Source organism: Sulfitobacter sp. NFXS29, from assembly GCF_040148765.1.
GTDB lineage: Bacteria > Pseudomonadota > Alphaproteobacteria > Rhodobacterales > Rhodobacteraceae > Sulfitobacter.
On sequence record NZ_JAGDED010000003.1, the window covers coordinates 272030 to 294139 of the forward strand.

At 62.0% G+C, this 22110-nt stretch carries 21 protein-coding genes; 9 read left to right on the forward strand and 12 right to left on the reverse strand.

Annotation, left to right across the window (positions count from 1 at the left end):
- Positions 1–58: 58 nt before the first annotated feature.
- The 8 genes from J3456_RS07960 to J3456_RS07995 all read right to left on the reverse strand — a co-directional run bounded on the left by J3456_RS07960 (position 59) and on the right by J3456_RS07995 (position 8367).
- On the reverse strand, positions 59–1651 hold the full coding sequence (locus J3456_RS07960; RefSeq protein ID WP_349579670.1) for an ABC transporter substrate-binding protein: 1593 nt from the start codon (positions 1649–1651) through the stop codon (positions 59–61).
- A 64-nt stretch (positions 1652–1715) separates the two neighbouring features.
- Complete coding sequence (locus J3456_RS07965; RefSeq protein WP_349579671.1) at positions 1716–2306, reverse strand: helix-turn-helix domain-containing protein; 591 nt, start codon at positions 2304–2306, stop codon at positions 1716–1718.
- Between the two features lie 202 nt (positions 2307–2508).
- Positions 2509–3315 (reverse strand): metallophosphoesterase family protein, encoded by an 807-nt coding sequence (locus tag J3456_RS07970; protein WP_349579672.1) that lies wholly within the window; start codon positions 3313–3315, stop codon positions 2509–2511.
- On the reverse strand, positions 3312–4100 hold the full coding sequence (locus tag J3456_RS07975) for an ATP-binding cassette domain-containing protein (protein ID WP_259946633.1): 789 nt from the start codon (positions 4098–4100) through the stop codon (positions 3312–3314). Before J3456_RS07975 ends, J3456_RS07970 begins: the two co-directional genes overlap by 4 nt.
- Positions 4093–5067 (reverse strand): ABC transporter ATP-binding protein, encoded by a 975-nt coding sequence (locus J3456_RS07980; protein ID WP_349579673.1) that lies wholly within the window; start codon positions 5065–5067, stop codon positions 4093–4095. Before J3456_RS07980 ends, J3456_RS07975 begins: the two co-directional genes overlap by 8 nt.
- The gene (locus tag J3456_RS07985) at positions 5064–5882 is read right to left on the reverse strand and encodes an ABC transporter permease (protein WP_349579674.1); all 819 of its coding nucleotides are present in this window, start codon (positions 5880–5882) and stop codon (positions 5064–5066) included. Before J3456_RS07985 ends, J3456_RS07980 begins: the two co-directional genes overlap by 4 nt.
- On the reverse strand, positions 5879–6823 hold the full coding sequence (locus J3456_RS07990; RefSeq protein ID WP_349579675.1) for an ABC transporter permease: 945 nt from the start codon (positions 6821–6823) through the stop codon (positions 5879–5881). Before J3456_RS07990 ends, J3456_RS07985 begins: the two co-directional genes overlap by 4 nt.
- A gap of 50 nt (positions 6824–6873) precedes the next feature.
- Entirely contained in the window at positions 6874–8367 is a 1494-nt protein-coding gene (locus J3456_RS07995; RefSeq protein ID WP_349579676.1) for an ABC transporter substrate-binding protein, read from the reverse strand.
- Between the two features lie 236 nt (positions 8368–8603).
- On the opposite strand from J3456_RS07995, the gene J3456_RS08000 reads away from it, so the two are divergent.
- Entirely contained in the window at positions 8604–9734 is a 1131-nt protein-coding gene (locus J3456_RS08000; protein ID WP_349579677.1) for an NAD(P)/FAD-dependent oxidoreductase, read from the forward strand.
- Here the strand turns inward: J3456_RS08000 and rlmN are convergent.
- Together rlmN and J3456_RS08010 are read right to left on the reverse strand one after the other, a co-directional pair.
- Positions 9731–10912, reverse strand: a complete 1182-nt coding sequence (gene rlmN / locus J3456_RS08005; RefSeq protein WP_349579678.1) for a dual-specificity RNA methyltransferase RlmN — start codon at positions 10910–10912, stop codon at positions 9731–9733. The genes J3456_RS08000 and rlmN overlap by 4 nt on opposite strands.
- Before the next feature lie 90 nt (positions 10913–11002).
- Complete coding sequence (locus tag J3456_RS08010; RefSeq protein WP_120352082.1) at positions 11003–11503, reverse strand: MarR family winged helix-turn-helix transcriptional regulator; 501 nt, start codon at positions 11501–11503, stop codon at positions 11003–11005.
- Positions 11504–11737: 234 nt separating this feature from the next.
- Here J3456_RS08010 and ectA point away from each other — a divergent pair, with 234 nt between their 5' ends.
- From ectA to J3456_RS08030, 4 genes are read left to right on the forward strand one after another with little or no spacing between them, the layout of a single operon-like run.
- The gene (gene ectA / locus J3456_RS08015) at positions 11738–12271 is read left to right on the forward strand and encodes a diaminobutyrate acetyltransferase (RefSeq protein WP_349579679.1); all 534 of its coding nucleotides are present in this window, start codon (positions 11738–11740) and stop codon (positions 12269–12271) included.
- 53 nt (positions 12272–12324) lie between these two features.
- Complete coding sequence (gene ectB, locus J3456_RS08020) at positions 12325–13617, forward strand: diaminobutyrate--2-oxoglutarate transaminase (RefSeq protein WP_349579680.1); 1293 nt, start codon at positions 12325–12327, stop codon at positions 13615–13617.
- 5 nt (positions 13618–13622) lie between these two features.
- Positions 13623–14015, forward strand: coding sequence for an ectoine synthase (locus tag J3456_RS08025; protein ID WP_067625025.1), 393 nt, complete (start codon positions 13623–13625; stop codon positions 14013–14015).
- A gap of 5 nt (positions 14016–14020) precedes the next feature.
- Positions 14021–15457, forward strand: coding sequence for an aspartate kinase (locus tag J3456_RS08030; RefSeq protein ID WP_349579681.1), 1437 nt, complete (start codon positions 14021–14023; stop codon positions 15455–15457).
- A gap of 173 nt (positions 15458–15630) precedes the next feature.
- Here the strand turns inward: J3456_RS08030 and J3456_RS08035 are convergent, their stop codons facing one another.
- Complete coding sequence (locus tag J3456_RS08035) at positions 15631–16155, reverse strand: invasion associated locus B family protein (protein ID WP_082849572.1); 525 nt, start codon at positions 16153–16155, stop codon at positions 15631–15633.
- A 186-nt stretch (positions 16156–16341) separates the two neighbouring features.
- On the opposite strand from J3456_RS08035, the gene J3456_RS08040 reads away from it, so the two are divergent.
- Positions 16342–17322 carry an asparaginase gene (locus J3456_RS08040; RefSeq protein WP_349579682.1) on the forward strand — a complete coding sequence of 327 codons (981 nt, stop codon included), beginning with the start codon at positions 16342–16344 and terminating at the stop codon, positions 17320–17322.
- A 54-nt stretch (positions 17323–17376) separates the two neighbouring features.
- Here J3456_RS08040 and serB read toward each other — a convergent pair whose 3' ends face one another.
- Complete coding sequence (serB, locus tag J3456_RS08045; protein WP_349579684.1) at positions 17377–18252, reverse strand: phosphoserine phosphatase SerB; 876 nt, start codon at positions 18250–18252, stop codon at positions 17377–17379.
- Between the two features lie 154 nt (positions 18253–18406).
- Here serB and J3456_RS08050 point away from each other — a divergent pair, with 154 nt between their 5' ends.
- The 3 genes from J3456_RS08050 to J3456_RS08060 all read left to right on the forward strand — a co-directional run bounded on the left by J3456_RS08050 (position 18407) and on the right by J3456_RS08060 (position 22105).
- A complete protein-coding gene (locus tag J3456_RS08050) occupies positions 18407–19570 on the forward strand; it encodes a phosphoserine transaminase (RefSeq protein ID WP_349579685.1) in 1164 nt (387 codons plus the stop codon).
- Positions 19571–19648: 78 nt separating this feature from the next.
- On the forward strand, positions 19649–21244 hold the full coding sequence (gene serA / locus J3456_RS08055; RefSeq protein ID WP_349579687.1) for a phosphoglycerate dehydrogenase: 1596 nt from the start codon (positions 19649–19651) through the stop codon (positions 21242–21244).
- 132 nt (positions 21245–21376) lie between these two features.
- Complete coding sequence (locus J3456_RS08060) at positions 21377–22105, forward strand: metallophosphoesterase family protein (RefSeq protein WP_349579688.1); 729 nt, start codon at positions 21377–21379, stop codon at positions 22103–22105.
- Positions 22106–22110 lie beyond the last annotated feature (5 nt).

Consider the following 22110-nt stretch of genomic DNA (forward strand, 5'->3'; position numbering starts at 1 on the left):
GAGGTTAATAAAATGGGGACGGCACAGAATGCCGCCCCCTTTGATCATAGCGGCAGGGTTACTGCTTCAGGCCAACTTGGTTGAAGATGTGGCCACCCAGCGGGTGAACGACATAGTTTTCAACTTCGGGGCGCATGGTCATGTAGACGACCGAATGCGCGATGGTGGCCCAAGGCGCTTGATCCTTGAAGATCTGCTGCGCTTCTTCGTACAGCGGCGCACGCTCTTCTTGGGTCGGCAGAACCTTGGCTTTCTGGATCAACGCGTCGAATTCCTCGTTGCACCACTGGGCGCGGTTGGATTTCTCGACACCGTCACAGCCCAGCAGAACCGCGAGGAAGTTGTCTGGGTCGCCATTGTCACCGGTCCAACCCAGCAGCACGGCACCATCACGGTCTTTCGACTTGGAGCGCTCTAGGTACTCACCCCATTCGTAGGAGACGATTTCAACATCGACACCAACTTTGGAGAAGTCTTCCTGCATCAGCTCGGCCATACGGCGGGCGTTGGGGTTGTAGGGACGCTGAACCGGCATCGCCCAGATCTTCATGGACAGGTCAGTGACGCCTTCTTCCTCGAGCATCGCCTTGGCGGCCTCGGGGTCATAGTTGTCGTCTTCGATGGCGTCGTTGTAGGACCACATGGTCGGCGGGATCGGGTTCTTTGCGATTTCGCCGGAGCCCTGGAACACCACGTCGATGATCGCCTGTTTGTCGATCGCCATGTTCAGCGCCTTGCGGACATTGGCGTTGTCAAAGGGCGCGACCTGCGTGTTGTAAGCCAGATAGCCCACGTTCAGGCCTTCTTGCTCCATCACGACGATGTCTTCGGCGTCTTTCATCGCCTGAACATCTGCAGGGTTCGGATATGCCGTCACGTGGCACTCACCCGCCTGCACCTTTTGGTAGCGGACCGACGCGTCAGGCGTAATCGCGAAGATCAGGCTTTCGACTTTGGCCGGGTCGCCCCAGTATTCGTCGTTGCGCAGGTAACGGATGACCGCGTCTTTCTGGTAGGCTTGGAACTGGAATGGGCCAGTGCCGATAGGTGCTTGGTTCAGCATCTCGGGCGTGCCAGCTTCGAGCATCGCGTCGGCATATTCCTTAGACACGATCGAGGCGAAATCCATCGCCATGTTCGCGATGAAGGGCGCTTCGGGGCGGGTCAGGTTGAAGACGACGGTGTAATCGTCAACTTTCTCGATGCTCTCGATCAGGTCGGGCATGGACATGCCGCCGTAGTATTCCCACGTGCCGCCGGAAACCTGGTTGTAGGGGTTCTCTTCATTGCCCTGACGGTCAAAGCTAAAGATCACGTCGTCGGCGTTGAAGTCGCGTGTCGGCGTGAACTGGTCGTTGGAGTGGAACTTCACCCCTTCGCGCAGCTTGAAGGTCACCTTCATGCCGTCTTCGCTGACTTCCCAGCTTTCGGCCAGTGCAGGCACAACTTCGGTCGTGCCGACTTTGAACTCGGCCAGACGGTTGTAGATCGGGTGGCTGGAGGCGTCGAAGGTGGTGCCAGCGGTGTAAAGCGCGGGGTCAAAACCCTCGGGCGAGCCTTCGGAGCAATAGACCAGCGCTTGGGCCGAAGCGGCTGTGGCACCCAGTGCCGCCAGCATGGCGCCGGTGGCCAGTTTGGTTGTAAAAGACATAATTTTCTCTCTCCTGATTGGTTTGTTTTTTGGCAGCGGTTTGTCCGCCGCAGGTGATACGCCCTTACGGGCGAGACGACGCGAATGCGGTGGCTATTGCCCCTTCATTCGGACGTATTCTATTGGCGCCAGCGGCCTGTTCGTACTGCATCCGACCGACCCAAAGCATGCGCGCGGGCTTGTCTGTTTTGTTCGACCACGAGTGGGGGCTGCTGCCGAGGTAATGCAGACTGTCGCCGGGCCGCATGATGTGCTCGCCGCCATCGACAACCTGCGCGATCTCTCCTTCAAGGATATAGATCACCTCTTCGCCCTCATGCACGACCTCTTCGGAGGCATAGCCCGGTGGCACGTTCATGATGTAGGAGGACAGCTCATGACCGGGAAAATCAGCGCCGAGCTTTTCATATTCAATCGAAGACCCCGACACGGCAAAACGCTGACGTTCATCCGCGCGGGTCAGGCTGTCTTGGGTCTTGGGGGTATGGATGAAAAAGCCAACTTCGACCTGAAGCGCGACGGCAATCTGCGACAGGGTGCCCAGCGACGGCGTGGCCCGGCCCCGCTCGACTTGGCTCAGATAACCGACCGATACGCCCGAGGCTTCGCCCAACTGCTGCAAGGTCAGGGACAAACGGTGACGTTGCTTGCGCATACGTGCGCCAAGCGTGGATACACTATCGCCATTGGCAGTCGGCAAATTCACCCTCCCCGTGAATAGCGGCCCGATCTTGCGTCGGGCACAGCCTTTTATTCTCTCGTTGTGTGAGATTAAAAAAGTTGAGGGTCAACAAAAATTTTTTTACTGCGGCGCAGCATGGGGCCTATGGCGATGACTGCGCGCGGCGGATGTCGTTCTATTCAAAGGATTTTAGCTGCTCACGATCAATCCGCGCCAATTCACGCGCCGTCGGGTCAAGCGGCGCGAAAGAAACGCTCAGGCCGCTGGGATGCCAGTCGCAGATCCCGAATCCGGTGCCCTCAACGATGCGCAAGTCGCGGGTTTCGGTTAGATCGATGGTAGAATGCATCCCGTTGGAGATCACCACCGGGATGCCGTGCCAATGGCTCACTCGGTTCACATGCACATGGCCCGAAAGGATCCCCGCCACCTGCTGGCCTTTGAGCATTTCAGCCAAACGCGCGCTGCTGGCCTCATCCAAACTGCCCCACGGCAGCGCTTCGGGGTCAATGCGCGGCGGGTGGTGAATGACCAAGAGTTTCGCCAGTTCGGGGTGACGTTGCAGTGCCGCTTCCAGAAACTTGAACTGCGCATCGTCCAGCGCCCCCGCCACCTTGCCCGGCACGCTGCTGTCCAGCGTGATGACATGCAGATCACCCTGCGGCGCATCATGGAAATAGGGCGCATCCGCCAGCCCCGGCGCAAAGACCGCGTTGAACCCGGCGCGTTTGTCGTGGTTGCCAAGGGCCATCACCAGCGGCGCTTTCAGCGGGGCCGTGATCTCGTGCACCAGCGCATAGCTTTCCCGGTCGCCTTGATTGGTCAGATCGCCGCTGGCCACGACAAAATCAGGCTGCGGGTCCATCGCATTGATCACCGCCACCACGCGGCGCAGGGTGGCGGGCGTGTCGCTTTGCAGATGCGGGTCGGCCAATTCGGGGTGCGAGATATGCAGGTCGGTCAGGTGGACGAAACGGGTCATGGGCGTGCTCCTGCGGCTGTCAGCAGGGTTTTCGTATAAGGGTGTTTGGGCGCGCGCAACACATCAGCGGCCGCACCGCTCTCAAGCGTCTTACCGTGCTGCAGCACCAGCACCCGGTCACAGACCGCCCCCACCACCGCGAGGTCATGGCTGATAAAGACCATGCCAAGGCCGAGGTCATCTTGCAGGTCCATCAGAAGATTAAGAATTTGCGCCTGAACCGAGACATCGAGGGCCGAGACCGCCTCATCCGCGACCAAAAGCGCGGGGCGGGTGATGATGGCGCGGGCGATGGCGATGCGCTGGCGCTGCCCGCCCGAGAATTCATGCGGATATTTGCCTGCGTCGGCGGGATGCAGCCCGACCTGCGCCAAGGCTTCGGCGACACGGTGGCCGATATTCTCTGTCTCGCCATTGGCGCGCAGCGGCTCGGCGATGGACCAGCCAATGCGGCGGCGCGGGTTCAGCGAGCCGAAAGGGTCTTGAAACACCATCTGAAAACCGCGCCGCAGCCGGCGCAGTTCTTCGCCCCGAAGCTCATGCAGATCGCGCCCCTGAAACAGCACCTCCCCCGCGTCCGGACGTTCAAACGCCATGATGAGCCGCGCCAATGTCGATTTGCCAGAGCCGCTTTCGCCGACCACGCCCAAGGTCTCGCCCGCATGCAGCGAAAACGCCGCCCCCTCCAACGCGGTCAGCACCGGCGGGGCGCGCAGCAGGCTTTGACGCGGCAGCTTGTAACGGCGGGTCAGGTTTCGGACCTCCAAGAGCGGCGCGTCAGTCATGTCGCGGCTCCGTCAGCAGATGACAGGCGGCGCCGCGCCCCGTTTCGGTCTGCGCAAAGGCCGGGCGCTGCGTGGCGCAATGGGGCAGTTCAACCGGGCAGCGCCCCGAGAAACGGCAGCCCAAGGGCAGCGCATGCAGCGGCGGCACAGTGCCGGGAATGGTCGGCAGCCTGCGGCGTTTTCCTTGGGCATCCCGCCCCGCCACACCGGCATCGGGCCGCGCGCCCAAGAGCCCCTTGGTATAGGGATGCGCGGGCGCGCCAAGCACCTCGGCCGTGCGGCCCCGCTCAACCATATCGCCCGCATACATCACCACGATGTCGTCGGTGGCGCGCGCCACGGCGGCAAGATCATGGCTGATGAAAACCAGCGCCATCTGCCGCTCCCGCGCCAGCCGTTGCAGCAGGTCGGTGATCCGCAGCGCTACATTGGCATCCAGTGCCGTGGTCGGCTCATCCGCGATCAGCAGCATCGGATTGCAGGCCAAGGCCAGCGCGATCAGCACCCGCTGGCGCTGCCCGCCCGACATCTCATGCGGGAATTGCCGCAGGCGTCGATCGGGATCGGGAATGCCCACCTCTTCGAACAGGCTCAGCGCGCGGGCGCGGGCCGCGCGGCGCGTCAGCCCGTCGTGCAGCAGCATCGGCTCCATCACCGTATCGCCCACCCGCCGCAGCGGGTTGAGCGCCGCCATCGGCTCTTGAAACACCATCGCGACGCGGCGGCTGCGCAGCCTCTGCCAGTCCCGCTCGGCCGCGTGGGCCATGTCCTGCCCGTCGATGCGAAGCTGTCCGGTCAGGCGCGCGCTGTCGGGGACCATGCCCATCAGGCACAGGGCCAGAAGCGTCTTGCCCGAACCGCTTTCACCCACGACACCCAAGCGGTCGCCGCGTTCGATCACCAGATTGGCATCACGCAGCGCCGCCGCATGGCCGAAATGGACCGAGAGATTGCTGAGTTTGATCATCGCGCGCGCACCAGCCTCGGGTCGGTGATATCGCGCAGCCCGTCGCCCAGAAGGCCGAACCCCAGCACCGCCACGACGATGCAAAGGCCGGGATAGATTGCCAGTTGCGGGGCGAGATACATCAACGTCTGCGCCTCCGACAACATCCGCCCCCAGCTAGACGCAGGCGGCTGCGCGCCGAGGCCAAGATAGCTCAGCGCTGCTTCGGCGAGGATTGCCACGGCAAATTCGATGGTGGCCTGCACGATGATGGCCGCGGCGATATTGGGCAGGATGTGATCGCGGCTGATTGCAAAGCGCCCCCGCCCCGCCGTGCGTGCGGCAGCGACATAATCGCGCGTCCAGATTTGGTTGGCAGAGGCACGGGTGACGCGGGCGAAGATGGGGATATTGATAAATGAGATCGCCAGCACCGCATTGGTCAGCGACGGCCCAAAGACCGCCGCCAGCATGATCGCAAAGAGCAGCGCGGGAAAGGCGAAGCCCAGATCGGCCAGCCGCATCACTGCATCCTCGACCCAACCGCCGAGTGCCGAGGCGAGCAGGCCAAGCGCCACACCGATGCTGCCGCCTAGCAGCACCGCCACCAGTGCCACGGCCATCGAATTACGCGCCGCCGCCATAAGTTGCGCCACCACGTCGCGGCCCAACTGATCGGTGCCCAGCCAATGCTCTGCCGAAGGCGGCGCGAATTTGGTCGAGATCGACATCGTCTGCGGGTCATGCGGGGTCCAGACCAGCGACAGCGCCGCCACCCCAACCACAAGGCTGACCAGCACCGCGCCGAGCAGAAAGTTCGCCGGAAGCCGTTTCATGCGCGGGCCTTCAGCCGGGGGTCGATGACCACGTAAAGTAGGTCGACCACGAAATTCGCCGTCACCACGATGGCGGCGAAAAGCATCACCAGCGCCTGCACCGTGGGCAGGTCACGGTTGGCGATGGACTGAAAAATCAGCCGCCCCAGCCCCGGCAGGTAAAAGACGTTCTCAATCACGATGGTGCCGGTGACCAGCGCGGCGAATTGCATGCCGACGATGGTCACGATCGGCACCAGCGCATTGGGCAGCACATGCCGCCAAAGCACCCGCCGCCGCGACAGCCCACTGGCCCGCGCGGTGCGCACGAAATCCTGCCGCATCACTTCCAGCGCCGAAGTCCGCGTGACCCGCGCCAGCACCGCCGATTGCACCAGCGCCAGCGCCACCGTGGGCAGAATGAGCGACCGCAGCGCCGCCCCCGGATCGTCCCAGCCCGCGAAGCCCCCGGGCGGCAGCCAGCGCAGCTTCACGGCAAAGAGCATCACCAGCAGGATCGACAGCCAGAAGGCGGGCACCGCGATGCCGAGCTGGCTGAGAAACATCACCCCCCAGTCACCCGCCCGCCCATGCTGCGCCGCCGCCGTGATGCCAAGGCCCAGCGCCAGCACCAGCGTCACCAGCATCCCCGCCACGGCGAGGGAGATCGTCATCGGCAGCCGCTCGGCGATCAGGTCAGAGACCGGCACGCGGAAGGAATGGCTGATGCCGAAATCCCCCTGCAGCGCGTTCCAGACCCAACTGAAATAGCGCGTTGTCAGTGGGTCGTTCAGCCCCAACTGCGCGCGCAGCGCCGCAATCGCGTCGTCGCTGGCGTCCATGCCGAGGATGGTCAGTGCCGGGTCGCCCGGCAGCACGTTCATCACGGCAAAGACTACGAGCGAGACGGCGAGCAGGGTTAGCACGAAACCAAGCGTGCGGCGAAAGAGGAAATAGGCCACGAAGTCAGGTCCAAAGGCCGCGGCACAAGGGGCGCCGCGGCCGTTTCAAGTTAGTTGGCGATGCGCACGTTCTTCAGCGGCATGTAGAGCACAGGCGAGGAAGCCCAGTAGCCTTCGACCTCCTGCCGGAAGACGCCCAGCAGCGGCAGTTGGAACAGGAAGCCATGCACCGATTGGTCGGACAGCATCTGCTGGCCTTGCTTGAGCAATTCGTCGCGGGCCTCGGCATCGACCTCAGTCGTGATCTTCTCCCACAGGGCGGTCATCTCGGCATTGTCATAGCCGTAGAAGTAGTCAGGCCCACGGGCGAAATTGCCCATGTCATTGGGGCTGGTGTGGGCGATGATCGTCATGTCGTAGTTCTTTTTCTTGTAGACCTCATCGATCCAGAAACCCCATTCGACATTCTCAACCTTGGCGTCGATCCCGGCCTCTGAAAGCTGGTTCTGAATGATCTCGGCCGAGCGGGTGGCGTAGGGAAACGGCGGCACGCGCAGGGTCATGGTGGTGCCTGCCACACCTGCCGCCTCAAACATTTCCTCGGCTTTGGTGCTGTCATGCGGATAGGCGTCCGTCAGGTCGACATAGGCGGTGCCGTGGGGCGGGTAGAAGCTGCCGATGGGCACGGCTTGGCCATACATCGCGCCCTCAATGATCTCGGCGCGGTCGATGGCGGTGGCCACGGCGCGGCGCACCTCAACATTGTCGAAAGGCGGCTTGGCGTTGTTCATGGCGAGGATCACTTCGCCCTCGGTCGAGCCGACGTTGACGCGGAAGCGGGGGTCGGCCTCGAATTGCGGCAGCAGTTCCGGCGCGGGGAAACCGGGGAAGGCGTCAAGCTCTTCGGCCATCATCGCCGCAGTGGCGGCGGCGGGGTCCGAGATGAAGCGGAAGACCACCTTGTCCAGCGCCACATCCGCCGCATCGCGGTGATCGGGGTTCTTGATCAGCGTCAGGCGGTCGCCGCGGGTCCAACTGTCGAACTCGAAGGGGCCGGAGCCGACCGGATTGGCGTTGTTGCTCTCGGCGCTTTCGGCGGCCACGATGGCGCTGTCGCCCTGCCCCATGTTGAAGAGGAAAAAGGCGTCTTTGCCGGACAGCGTGATCTCGACCGTCTGCGAGTCGACCGCTTTGACGTTCTCAATCGGCTCGAAGATGTCCTTGGAGGGATTCACGCTGTCTTCGCCCATGGCCCGCTCGAAGGAATAGACTACATCCTCGGCGTCGAGCGTGCTGCCGTCGTGGAAGGTCACGCCTTCGGCCAGCGTGAACGTATAGGTCAGCCCGTCTTCGGACACCTCCCAAGAGGCCGCGAGGTTGGGCAGCACCTCGCCGTTTTCCGCCACGGTGGTCAGCGATTCAAAGACGTTTTGCGTCATCATGCTGTCGATGGAGGCGGTCGCATCCGCCGTCGGGTCAAGCGACGTGGGCTCCTGCTGCATGCCGATGACAAGCTCGGCGGCGGCAGAGGCCGAGGCCGAGGCCATCAGGCCAAAGGCCAGCGTCAGCGCGGGAAGGGTTTTGGTAAGGGGCAAATGAGACATGGGGCAGCACTCCTGTGGGGAGGGGCGTGTTCGGCCCTGCCGTGCGCCCCTTTGTGACAGACTGCGCCGGGCGGGGGCGTTCGGTCAACGGCTTTGGCGCACTCTCCGAAAACTTCATGCAATTGCAACAATATGGCGGATTTCACCGAGCGGCCTCGACAGCAGAAAGGGACCGGGGGATCGGCCCTTTTGCACGGCAGTCGGCGGTGCTAGCCTCCGCGCAGAGAGGGCAGATTATGGATATTTCAACGACAGGTTTCGATTGCATTGTCATTGGCGCGGGCATCGCGGGCGCTTCTGTCGCCGCAGAATTGTCCAGCGACCGCCGGGTGCTGCTGTTGGAACGGGAAAGTCAGCCGGGCTATCACACCACGGGCCGCTCTGCCGCCTTGTTTACGGTGACCTATGGGCCGGAGGTGATCCGCGCCCTCTCCCGCGCTTCTGCCGCTTTCTTTCACTCCCCCGCCAGCCCCCATCTGGAGCATCCGCTGCTGGAACCACGCGCCGCGGTGTTCATCGCGCGGCAGGATCAGCAGGCGGCGCTGGTGCGCACCGCCGAGGAACTGGGGCCCCATGTCACCCCGCTAACCGGGGCCGAAATCGAGACACTCGTGCCGCTGCTGCGCAAGGGCTATGCCAGCGCCGGGCTGCGCGATGCTTCGGCAGCGGATATCGACGTGAACGGGCTGCACCAGCATTACCTCAAGACCTTCCGCGCCGCAGGCGGTGTCTTGCAAGCCAAGGCCGAGGTGCGGGCGCTTCGCCAAGAAGCGGGCTGGCAGGTCGACACGAACCAAGGCTCCTTCCAGGCGCCGGTCATCGTCAATGCCGCAGGGGCTTGGGCCGATGAAATCGCCACGCTGGCAGGGCTTGCGCCTGCGGGTCTCACCCCGAAACGCCGCACCGCGCTGACGGTGGCGCCACCCGATGGCATGGCACCAGACCGCTGGCCGATGGTGGTGGATATCGATGAGCAGTTCTACCTCAAAGCCGATGCGGGCAAACTGCTGATTTCACCTGCGGACGCCACGCCCTCGCCCCCTTGTGACGCCCAGCCCGAGGAATTGGATATTGCGATCTGTATCGACCGGATCGAAACCGCATTCGACCTTCACCGCCCGCGCATTGAAAGCCGCTGGGCCGGGCTGCGCAGTTTCCTGCCCGACGGTGACCCGGTGGCGGGCTTTGATCCCGAGGGGGAGGGGTTTTTCTGGCTGGCGGGCCAAGGTGGCTATGGCATCCAGACCGCGCCAGCGCTGGCGCGCCTTGCCGCCGCTTTGCTGCGGGGAGAAGATATCCCCGGCGACATTGCCGCCGAGGGTGTCACTGCAAAGGCGCTTGCACGCAGGCGGCCGGGGCTGGCTTAGCCGCCCATCCCGGCGTCAGCTTCGATCTGCTTGCGCGACTTGCGTGCCCGTTCGGTGGCCGATTTCAACTGACCACAAGCGGCCATGATGTCTTCGCCCCGGGGCTTGCGCACGGGCGAGGCATAGCCCGCGTTATAGACGATATCGGCAAAGGCGCGGATGCGATTGTTGGACGACCGCTCATAGGGCGAACCGGGCCATTCATTGAAGGGGATCAAGTTAATTTTGGCCGGGATGCCCTTAATCAACTCGACCAAACGATGCGCGTCTTCGTCGCTGTCGTTCACGTCCTTTAGCATCACATACTCAAAGGTGATCCGCTCGGAATTGCTGACCTTGGGATAGGCCTTGAGCGCTTCCAACAGCGCTTCGATGTTCCATCGCTTGTTGATCGGCACCAGCTTGTTGCGCACCTCGTCAGTAGTGGCATGAAAGGACACGGCCAACTGACAGCCGATCTCGGCGGCGGTGCGGTGGATCTCGGGCACAACGCCGGAGGTCGACAGCGTGATGCGGCGCCGCGAAAGCTGAATGCCCTCGGGGTCCATGGCGATTTTCATCGCGTCGCGCACGTTCTCGAAATTATACAGCGGCTCGCCCATGCCCATAAGCACGATATTGCTTAGAAGCCGGGTCTCGTCCTTGCGGGCACCGACCTCTGGCCATTCGTCCAGATCGTCGCGCGCTACCATGACCTGACCGATGATCTCTCCAGCGGTCAGGTTGCGGACCAGTTTCTGCGTGCCCGTGTGGCAGAAGGAACAGGTCAGCGTGCAGCCCACTTGGCTGGACACACAAAGCGTGCCGCGCCCCTCTTCGGGGATATAAACCACCTCAACCTCATGCCCGCCCGCGATCCGAACGAGGTATTTGCGGGTGCCATCTTCGCTGACCTTGCGGGTCACCACTTCGGGCACTTCGATCACAAATTTCTCTGCCAATTGAGCGCGGTAGCCCTTGGCGAGGTTCGTCATCGCGTCGAAGTCCCGCACCCCCCACTGGTAGATCCACTGCCAGATTTGCCCCACACGCATCTTCGCCTGTTTCTCAGGCGTGCCGTTTGCGATCAACACGTCACGCATGGCGTCACGGGTCAGACCGACAAGGTTGATCGGCCCCTCAGGCAACTTGCGGGGAAGGGTCATCACGTCTTGGGTGATGGGCGCGGAAGCGGACATTTCAAAGACTCACAGGCTAGGGATGGGTCTCTATATAAGAAATGACGCGATTTGCAAAAGGGTTTGGCTGCCCGCGCCTTGAGGTCAATCTCAATAGGTCTTTTTGCTCATCCGCAATTCACCCGTCGCCAGAACCGGCGCGGCATCCAGACTGTCCACATTCAGCATCGCCGCCACACGCTCCAACGAAGACACCAACTGCGCCTGCTCCCAATCGGCGAGATCCGCAAAGGCCCGGACGTAGCGCTGTTGCAACGCATCGGGGGCTTCCTCCAACACATCCTCACCTTGGGTGGTCAGGGTGATGTTGGTCTGCCGACGGTCCTGGGCCGAGGGCTGCCGCGAGACCAAACTGCGCGCCACCAGCTTGTCGACCAAGGCGGTCACGGTGGCTTGGCTGACGCCCATCTGGTTGGCGAGGGTCTTGGCGGTGGGGTCTTTCTTCTCTCCTACGATCTGCAACACGCGCAACTGCGCGGGAGTGACCCCCGCCGCCTGCGCCAAATCGCGTGCATAGAGTTCAGTGGCCCGCAAAATGCGGCGCAAAGCGATCAGACTTTCGTCGACCCGGTCGGGATGTTTCTGCGTCATGGTGCATCATTGCACATTGGCGGCAATTTCAGCAATCGGTCAAAACCACCCTGAACGCTTAGTATAGCTAAACGAAACGGTCCAATTTCATTAGCCTTACGAAGCAAATATGCACATAAGTATGCCTCTGAAACCACGCTATAAGCGTATTTTGAGGTATTTTGCTTTGAATGTTGAAGTATTACCCGACATGCCCTACTTAGCTTATCGAAACAACAAGGGAGCCCCGACCGGATGCAGAATGAACTCGACATAAAGAAAGCCCGCACACCCAAGCTGCGTAAGCCCATTGCCGAGGACGGAGCCGCCATCTGGCGGTTGATTCGCGACTGCAAGCCGCTCGACGAGAACTCGCTCTACGCGAACCTGATCCAAGCCGACCACTTCCGCGACACCTGTGTCGTGGCTGAAATGGACGGCGATATCGTTGGCTGGATCTCCGGCCATATGATCCCAGCCCAAGACGCCTTCTTTGTCTGGCAGGTCGCCGTCAGCCCCAAGGCCCGTGGCCTTGGTCTGGGTAAAACCATGCTGATGGAACTGGTGAACCGCGATGAGACTGAGGACGCCAAGACCCTCAAGACCACGATCACCCGGGACAATGACGCCTCCTGGGGGCTGTTCCGCAGCTTTGCCAATCACGTCGGCGGCGACCTTTCGGATGCCCCACACTTTACCAAAGACGCGCATTTCGATGGCGCGCACGACACCGAACATATGGTGACGATCACGCTGCCCGAGACTGCCGCGCTCAAACGCGCCGCGTAAACCGTAGCTGACAATTCACACGACAGATTCTTTTGAAGAGAAAGGATATTCCTATGCCTAAAGACATGGCACAGAACACGACCATCTTTACCCGCCGCGAGAGCGAAGCGCGCTCCTATTGCCGTGGCATGAACGCCGTTTTTACCCGCGCCAGCGGCTCGGAAATGTTCGACGAAGAAGGCAACCGCTACATTGACTTCCTCGCCGGTTGCTCCTCGCTGAACTACGGCCACAACGACCCTGACATGAAGGCCGCGCTGGTGGAGCACATCACCAATGATGGCATCGCCCATGGTCTCGACTTCCACAGCGACACCAAAGCGGCATTCCTGAACGCATATGAGGAAAACATCCTCAAGCCGCGCGGCATGGACTATAAGATCATGATGACCGGCCCAACCGGCACCAACGCCGTTGAAGCCGCGATCAAGCTGGCCCGTAAGGTGACGGGGCGCACGAACGTGATCTCCTTCACCAACGGCTTCCACGGCATGACCATGGGCGCGCTGGCGCTGACCGGCAACAAAGGCAAGCGCGGCGGCGCGGGCGGTGGCTCGTTGGCCGACGTGACGCATATGCCCTTCGAGGGATCGCTGGGCGAAAACGTCGACACGCTGGAAATGATCGACGCCATGCTGTCGAACCCCTCCTCGGGCATCGACGCCCCGGCGGCCTTTATCTTTGAGCCGATCCAAGGCGAAGGCGGTCTGAACGCGGCCTCCGACGCATGGATGCAGGGCATCGAGAAGATCGCCCGCAAACATGGCGCGCTGCTGATCATCGACGACATTCAGGCGGGCTGTGGCCGTTCGGGCAGCTTCTTTTCGTTTGAGGCGTCCGGCATCAAGCCCGACATGGTTACCCAAGCGAAATCGCTGTCGGGCTTTGGCCTGCCCTTCGCGGCCCTGCTGATCGCGCCTGAGCATGACATCTGGAAGCCAGCCGAGCACAACGGCACCTTCCGTGGCAACACCCACGCCTTTGTCACCGCCCGCGTCGCGATTGAGAAGTTCTGGTCCGACGACAAGTTCGAAAAGTCGCTGGCCGAGAAAGCTGTCGTGCTGACCACCGCGCTCAAGGATGTCGCTGATCTGGTCGAAGGTGCCACGCTGAAAGGCCGCGGCCTGATGCAGGGCGTCGATGTCGGCTCGGGCGAGCTGGCCGGTGCAATCTGTGCGCGTGCCTATGAATTAGGCCTCGTGATCGAAACATCGGGCGCGAACGACGAAATCGTTAAATATCTCGCCCCGCTCACCACGCCGGAGAAGGTCATGCGCGAAGGGTTTGATATCCTTCTGCAGGCGACCCGCGATGTGACGGGCAACATGAAACTGGCAGCGGAGTAATACCGATGATTGTACGCGATTTTAACAAACTTCAGGGCACAGACCGTCACGTTGGTGACGCTCAATGGACGTCCACACGCTTGCTTTTGGCTGATGACAAGATGGGATTCTCTTTCCACATCACCGTTCTTGAGGCCGGGTCGGAACACACGTTCCACTACAAGCACCACTTTGAGAGCGTCTATTGCATGAAGGGCAAGGGGTCGATCACGGACCTCGCCACAGGCGAGACCCACGAGATCACCCCCGGCGTGATGTACGCCCTGAACCTGAACGACAAACACACCCTGCGCGCAGAGGAAGAACTGCACATGGCGTGCTGCTTCAACCCGCCAGTCACTGGCAACGAAGTGCACCGTGAAGACGGCTCCTATGCGCCTGCCGAGGAGGTAGCGTAAGTTATATGACCCAACCGTCCCACACTGTCGAAAAAATCGGCGGGACGTCCATGTCCCGCGTGAACCAGCTCAAGGATACGCTCTTTGTCGGTGACCGTAAGGGCGCGGACATCTACGGGCGCGTCTTCGTGGTCTCCGCCTTTGGCGGGATCACGAACCTGCTGCTGGAGCATAAAAAATCCGGCGAGCCGGGTGTCTATGCGCATCTTGCCAACGCCAGCAACGACCACGGTTGGCATGAGGCGCTGACCCGCGTGTCCGCCGAGATGCAGCGCGTGCACCGCGAGGTGCTTGAGCATCCCGGTGACATCGAGCAGGCCGACGCCTTTGTGTCCGAGCGCACCCATGGTGCCCGCAACTGCCTGATCGACCTGCAACGCCTCTGCGCCTACGGCCACTTCCGCCTGTCGGAACACATGTTGCAAATCCGTGAGCTGCTGTCCGGTCTGGGCGAGGCGCATTCCGCTTTCGTCACCACGATCATGCTGCAACGCGCTGGTGTGAACGCCCGTTTCGTTGACCTCTCTGGTTGGCGCGACGAGGGCAATGTCACGCTGGACGAGCGCATCGCTCAGGCGATGGATGGCATCGACCCGCATACCGAGATGCCCATCGTCACCGGCTATGCACAATGCGCCGAAGGCTTGATGCGTGAGTTTGACCGCGGTTATTCCGAGGTGACCTTCTCCAAGCTCGCCGCCCTAACAGGTGCGCGCGAGGCGATCATTCATAAAGAATTCCACCTGTCGTCCTGCGATCCGAAACTGGTCGGCGAACATGCCGTCAAAAAGATCGGGCGCACGAACTATGACGTGGCGGATCAGCTGTCGAACATGGGGATGGAAGCGATCCACCCCAAGGCGGCCAAGACCCTGCGTCAGGCCGATGTGCCGCTGCGCGTGACCAATGCCTTTGAGCCCGAAGACCCCGGCACGCTGATCGACGACCGCAAGGCCGAGACGCCTGCGGTGGAAATCGTCACGGGTTTGGACATTGTCGCGTTCGAGCTGTTCGAACAGGACATGGTCGGCGTGAAAGGTTACGACACCGCGATCCTCGATGTACTGACACGGCATAATGTGCGGATCGTCTCGAAGGTGTCGAACGCCAATACGATCACGCACTACCTTGATGCGTCGCTCAAGAGGATGCGCCGGGTGGAGAAAGATCTGGCACAGATCTATCCCGCGGCCGAGATCACGACGAAAACGCTGTCGATGGCCTCGGTCATCGGGCGTGACCTGAACGGGCTGTCGGTGCTGCAACGCGGCCTGGTGGCCATTGCCGAGGCCGGTCAGACGGCAATCGGCGCGAGCCAAGGGCCGCGCAACGTGGACGTACAGTTCATCGTCGAACGCGAGTCGCTGCAGCCGGTGATCAAAGCGCTGCACGGCGCGTTCATCGAGGAAGAGGCTGCGGCACCGCTGTCGCGGGCGGCCTGACGCTGACATAGCTGATGCACTATGAGCCGCGGCTTCCGAAAGGAGGCCGCGGCTTTTTCATGCCCGTGGCCCGGCGCCAGCGGCTTGCTTCTGGCCCTAAGTGGCAACCTTGATCCGCAAACGAAAACGGCCCCGCGATTGCGAGGCCGTTCCTAAAACCATTCTGGCGGTTATCAACCGCCGCAACGCTTCGCCGCATCTTCGACCGCCGCGGTAAAGCCCAGCAGCGAGAATGTGTCCTTGGTCTGCGTCCCGCGCGAAGACCGCGCTGTCAGCGTCGCATCCGCGCCGCGCTTCATTGCCGCAATGATCTTGGCATCATCCGCCGTGGTTGCCGGCCAAGCCCACTCGCCTTCGGTGAACAGCTCGAACTCATTGCCGGAAATGTTCATATTGACCGTCGACCCCGAGGCAAAAGGATACCCGCCGGTGAAGGCGACCTGACCCTTGGCCTCAGCCGAGGGGCGGTAGAAAACCATCAGCAATGTCTGACCCCGGTTCACCGCCACCACACGCCCATCGCGCGTGTTGACGACTTCCTTGGGCGTTGAAACGCCCCAGCATTCTGTCGGGTTATCTTCTACAAAGACGCTCCAGTCGGTCTTGGCAGCCACCCGGTTGGTGCTCTGCTCCTGCGCCACAGCGCCGCTTGCCACAAGGGCGAGCGCCCCAAGTGCAAGACCACATGTCTTCATCATTCCCATCTGTCCAGCCTCCAGCCGTCCTTGACCTCAACACGTCCACAGACCCCGTCCGGGCAACCTTGGGCGGGTTGCTCTCTTGCGGGCGTCTGTTATCTGTTCGACACCAACCACAATAACGGCAAACGCGCGACCGACGAAACCCTGATTGGCAGGATTTCGCCCAGAAACAGGATGAACCTCATGACCAAAGCAGCCCCATTTGCGGAAATCTGGCGCGGACCCTTTCTGGAAAGCGTTCATTCCGGTCACGCCGTGATCTGCGATGCGAGCGGCCAGATCGTCGAAGCATGGGGCGATCCGGAAAAAGTGATCCTGCCCCGTTCGTCCTCCAAGATGATCCAGGCGCTGCCGCTGATCAATTCCGGCGCGGCCGACAAGGCGGGTCTGAGCACCGAACAACTGGCCCTCGCCTGTGCCTCGCACCAAGGTGCCGCCATCCACACCGACCGGGTGGGCGTCTGGCTCGACACGCTGGGGCTGAGTGACGACGACTTCCGCTGCGGGGCGCAAGAACCCAACGACCGCGACGCGATGGAGGGGCTGATCCGCGCCCATGAGAAACCCTGCCAGATCCACAACAACTGCTCAGGCAAACACGCGGGCTTCCTCACGCTGAACAAACACCTCGGCGGGGGAGCGGATTACGAAAAGCCCGATCACGCGGTGCAAAAAGCCTGCCTTGAAGCGTTTGAAACGGTCACCCAAGAAACCTCGCCCGGCTATGGCATCGACGGCTGTTCGGCCCCGAACCCGGCCTGCACCCTACACGGCATGGCCCGCGCAATGGCGCATTTCGCCGCCGCCCCCGAAGGCTCTGCTGAGGCGCGCCTGCACCAAGCCATGCGCCTACACCCCGAACTCGTCGCTGGCGAAGGCCGCGCCTGCACGGAACTGATGCGGGCGATGGACGGTAAGGTAGCCCTGAAAACCGGCGCCGAAGGCTTCTTCATCGCCATTTGGCCCGAGTGCAAGTTGGGCATCGCGCTCAAAGCCGCCTGCGGAACCACCCGCGCCGCCGAATGCGCGATCACCGCGCTCTTGGTCAAATTGGGGGCGCTGGACGCCAATCACCCAGCGGCGATCAAGCGGATGAACACGCCGATCACCAACTGGCGGGGGTTAGAAACCGGAATGCTGAAACCAGCGGCGGCGCTGCTGTAAGACCATCGCACTGCCGCTTTGCTCTGACGAACCGGCAGTGCCATGCGGGCAATCTCAGCCAGCGAATTCGGTACGCGCATAGCCCTGCACGAACAGCAGCGCGGTCAGATCGCCAAAATTGATGCGGATGTCGCATTCCGCCGCGACAGAGGGCTTTGCATGCAGCGCCACGCCCATGCCAGCCCGCCCCAACATGCCCAGATCATTGGCCCCATCACCCACGGCGACGACCTGATCTTCGGTGATCCCCAGCTTTGCGGTGATCTCTTCCAGCGCGGCGACCTTGGCCTCGCGCCCCAAGATCGGTAGGCCCACATCGCCGGTCAGCACGGCCTTATCGACCAGCAGCGTATTGGCACGGTTCTCATCAAAGTTCAGCATCTCGGCCACTTTGGCAGTAAAGGCAGTGAACCCGCCCGAAACCAGCGCGGCATAGCCGCCATTGGCCTTCATCGTGCCCACCAAGGCACCGCCGCCGGGCATCAGGGTGATCCGCTCGGCCAAGACCTTGTCGATGACAGCGGCTTCCAGCCCTTTCAGCAGACCGACACGTTCGCGCAGCGCGCCGTCGAAATCCAACTCGCCGTTCATGGCGCGGGCGGTGATCTCTTTCACATGCGCGCCAACGCCCGCTTCCTCGGCCAACTCGTCAATGCATTCCTGCTGGATCATCGTGCTGTCCATATCGGCCAGCAGCATCTTCTTGCGGCGCCCTTCGCTGGGCACGATCACCAGATCGACTCCCATCGACTGGCAGCTTTCCCAAACGTCCCAACGGTTTTCCGGCATCTGGGCCAGCGAGAACTCTGCCGCCTCATCCGGGGCCAGCCAAAGCGCGTCGCCCCCGCCCCAAGCGTTGCGCAGGCTTTCGACCAGCGCCGCATCGAGAGAGGGGTTGGAGGGGGAGGTCAACAAGATTGCCGTGAACATAAGTTTCCGATCCGCATCATTCGCGCCGCGCAAAGCGACATGACCGGCGTCCTAGCGTCATTTTGCGACTTGTGCCAGCCCGGCCTCCCCGCGTATCTCGGCAAGTGGGACACCCTTCCCCAACGAAGGGCGATTATCTGAGAGGGTAGCATAAATGGCTATTGAACAACCGGCATCGCGCCCGGAAGCGAAACCCGTTGCCGTACCGGCAAACCCACGTTTCTCCTCCGGCCCCTGCGCCAAAATCCCCACATTCGATCTGACTAAGCTCGCGGGTGCACCGCTGGGCCGCAGTCACCGTGCCGCACCCGGCAAGGCCAAGCTGCTGGAAGCGATCGAAACCACCCGCGAGGTGCTCGGCGTGCCTGCGGATTACCGCATCGGCATCGTGCCCGCCTCCGACACCGGCGCATTCGAGATGGCCATGTGGTCGCTCTTGGGCGAACGCCCGGCTGAGATGGTGGCATGGGAATCCTTCGGCGCAGGCTGGGTCACCGATGTGGTCAAGCAGCTGAAAATCGAAGCGCAGGTTCACACCGCCGAATACGGCGAGATCGTCGACATGGCCGCGCTGAACTATGACAACGACGTCTGCTTCACTTGGAACGGCACCACCTCCGGCGTGCGGATGGCAAACGGCGACGCGATCCCCGCGGACCGCGCGGGTCTGACGCTTTGCGATGCCACTTCGGCGGCCTTTGCAATGGACCTGCCGTGGGACAAGCTGGATGTGACGACCTTCTCTTGGCAGAAGGTGCTGGGCGGCGAAGCGGCCCATGGCATGTTGATCCTCAGCCCTCGCGCGGTCGAGCGGCTTGAGAATTACACCCCCGCATGGCCCCTGCCGAAAATCTTCCGCCTGACCAAAGGCGGCAAGCTGAATGAGGGCATCTTTAAGGGCGAGACGATCAACACGCCCTCCATGCTCTGCGTCGAAGATTACCTGCTGGCGCTGGACTGGGCGAAATCCGTGGGCGGCCTCAAGAGGCTGATCGCACGGGCCGATGCCAATACGGCGGCCATCGCCGAGTTCGTCGAGGCGCATGACTGGATCGATTTCCTCGCTACCGATCCGGCGACACGGTCCAACACCTCGGTCTGCCTGAAGTTCACCGATGATCGCATTCAGGACGGTGCAGCCTTTGCCAAGGCCGTGGCCAAACGGCTCGCGGACGAAGGTGCGGCGCTCGACATTGGCGCCTACCGCGATGCCCCTCCGGGCCTGCGTATCTGGTGCGGCGGCACGGTTGAAACGGCTGATATCGAAGCGATGCTGCCGTGGCTCGAATGGGCCTTTGAAGCCGAAATCAACGCCTAATCAACGCCCAAAGCATTCCGGCAGGCGCGTGATCCCACGCGCCGCCCCTGCCCCCTATTTTTGAAAAGGACCACAAACATGGCTCCCAAAGTACTCATCTCCGACAGCCTGTCGGAAGCCGCCGTTCAGATCTTTCGCGACCGTGGCATCGACGTCGATTTCCAGCCCGATCTGGGCAAGGACAAAGACAAACTGGCAGAAGTTATCGGCAACTATGACGGCCTCGCGATCCGCTCTGCCACCAAGGTGACGGAAAAGATCCTCGCCAATGCGCCGAACCTCAAAGTGGTCGGCCGCGCGGGCATCGGCACCGACAATATCGACAAAGAAGCCGCGTCGAAACAGGGTGTGATCGTCATGAACACGCCCTTCGGCAACATGATCACCACTGCCGAACACGCCATCGCGATGATGTTCGCCGTGGCACGGCAAATCCCCGAAGCGTCGGCCTCCACCCACGCGGGCAAATGGGAAAAGTCTAAGTTCATGGGCGTTGAGCTGACCGGCAAGACGCTGGGCGTCATCGGCGCGGGCAACATCGGCGGCATCGTTTGCGACCGCGCGCGGGGCCTCAAGATGAAAGTCGTGGCCTATGACCCCTTCTTGGGCGAGGAAAAGGCCGAGAAGATGGGCGTCGAAAAGGTCGAGCTGGACGAGCTGCTGACTCGCGCCGATTTCATTACCCTCCACGTCCCCTTCACCGAGCAGACGGCGAATATCCTCAGCCGCGAGAACCTTGAAAAAACCAAGCCCGGCGTGCGCATTATCAACTGTGCCCGCGGCGGTCTGGTTGACGAAGAGGCACTGGCCGACCTGCTAGAATCCGGCCATGTAGCGGGCGCGGGTTTCGATGTCTTCGCCGAGGAACCGGCCAAGGAGAACCCGCTGTTCAACCTGCCCAACGTGGTCTGCACGCCGCACCTTGGTGCCGCGACCACCGAAGCGCAGGAAAACGTGGCGCTGCAAGTGGCCGAGCAGATGTCAGATTACCTGCTGACCGGCGCCGTGACCAACGCGCTGAACATGCCATCGGTCACCGCCGAAGAAGCCAAGGTCATGGGCCCATGGGTCAAACTGGCCGGGCATTTGGGCGCGTTCATCGGTCAGATGACCGACGAGCCGATCAAAGCGATCAACATCCTCTATGACGGCTCCGTCGGCCAGATGAACCTCAAGGCGCTGAATTGTGGCGTCGTGGCGGGCATTATGAAGCGCGCCAACCCGGACGTGAACATGGTTTCGGCCCCCGTGGTCGCCCGTGAAAAGGGCATCCAGATCAGCACCACCAACCAAGACAAATCCGGCGTCTTCGACGGCTATGTCAAAGTAACCGTGGTGACCGAAAAGCGCGAGCGCTCCATCGCGGGCACCGTGTTCTCGGACGGCAAGCCGCGCTTTATCCAGATCAAAGGCATCACCATCGACGCCGAGATCGGGGAGCACATGCTCTACACAACCAACGAAGATGTGCCGGGCATCATCGGCACCTTGGGCCAGACCATGGGCGAAAACGGCGTGAACATCGCCAACTTCACCTTGGGCCGCCACACCGCCAAGGGCGAGGCGATTGCCCTGCTCTATGTTGACGATCAGGTGCCAGAAACTGTGATCGGCAAGCTGCGCGACACCGGCATGTTCCGGCAGATCAAGCCGCTGCAATTCGACGTGGCCTGAGACCGCCCGCTGCACAATCTTAAAGCGCCCCCTCGCGGGGCGCTTTTGCATTTAGGGGCATCCATTGACTGAGCCTTTCCTTCGCGGTGGCTTTGCGGCATCACGAGGGGGTGCAGAAGGATAGGAACGAATATGCCCAGCCCCATCTACGCCATCGGAGACATCCACGGTTACGCCGCCGAGCTTGAGCGCGTGTTAACCTTGATCGAAGAAGACGGCGGGCCGGACGCGCGCATCGTCTTCCTTGGCGATTACACCGACCGTGGCCCCGACAGCAAAGCGGTGATCGAACGGCTGGCGCAGGGCAAGGCCGAGGGGCGCAACTGGACCTTCCTCATGGGCAATCATGACCGCATGTTCAGCTGGTTCATGGAGGATTTCCCCCGCCATGATCCGCTCTTGCTCGTTGAACTTAACTGGCTGAACCCGCGTTTGGGCGGGGATACGACGCTCGGATCCTACGGGGTTTCGGTCAGCGGGCGCGACCGGATGTCAGAGGTACACGAGAAAGCCCGCGAAACGGTGCCGCAGGCGCATGTGGACTTCCTGAAATCCCTCGCCCTGTCGCATCAGACACCCGACCTGTTCTTTGCCCATGCGGGCATCCGCCCCGAAGTGCCGCTGGACGCGCAGCGCGAGGATGATCTGCTGTGGATCCGCAAGGAGTTTCACGAATTCACCGCGCCCCATCCCAAGCTGGTCGTCCACGGCCACACGCCGGTGGACAGCGCCATGCATTACGGCAACCGGGTGAACCTCGACACCGGCGCGGGCTATGGCAAACCGCTTTGTGCAGCGGTGTTTGAGGGGGATGAGGTTTGGGTGCTGACCCAGCAGGGGCGCAACCGTCTGCGCCCCTGAGTGGC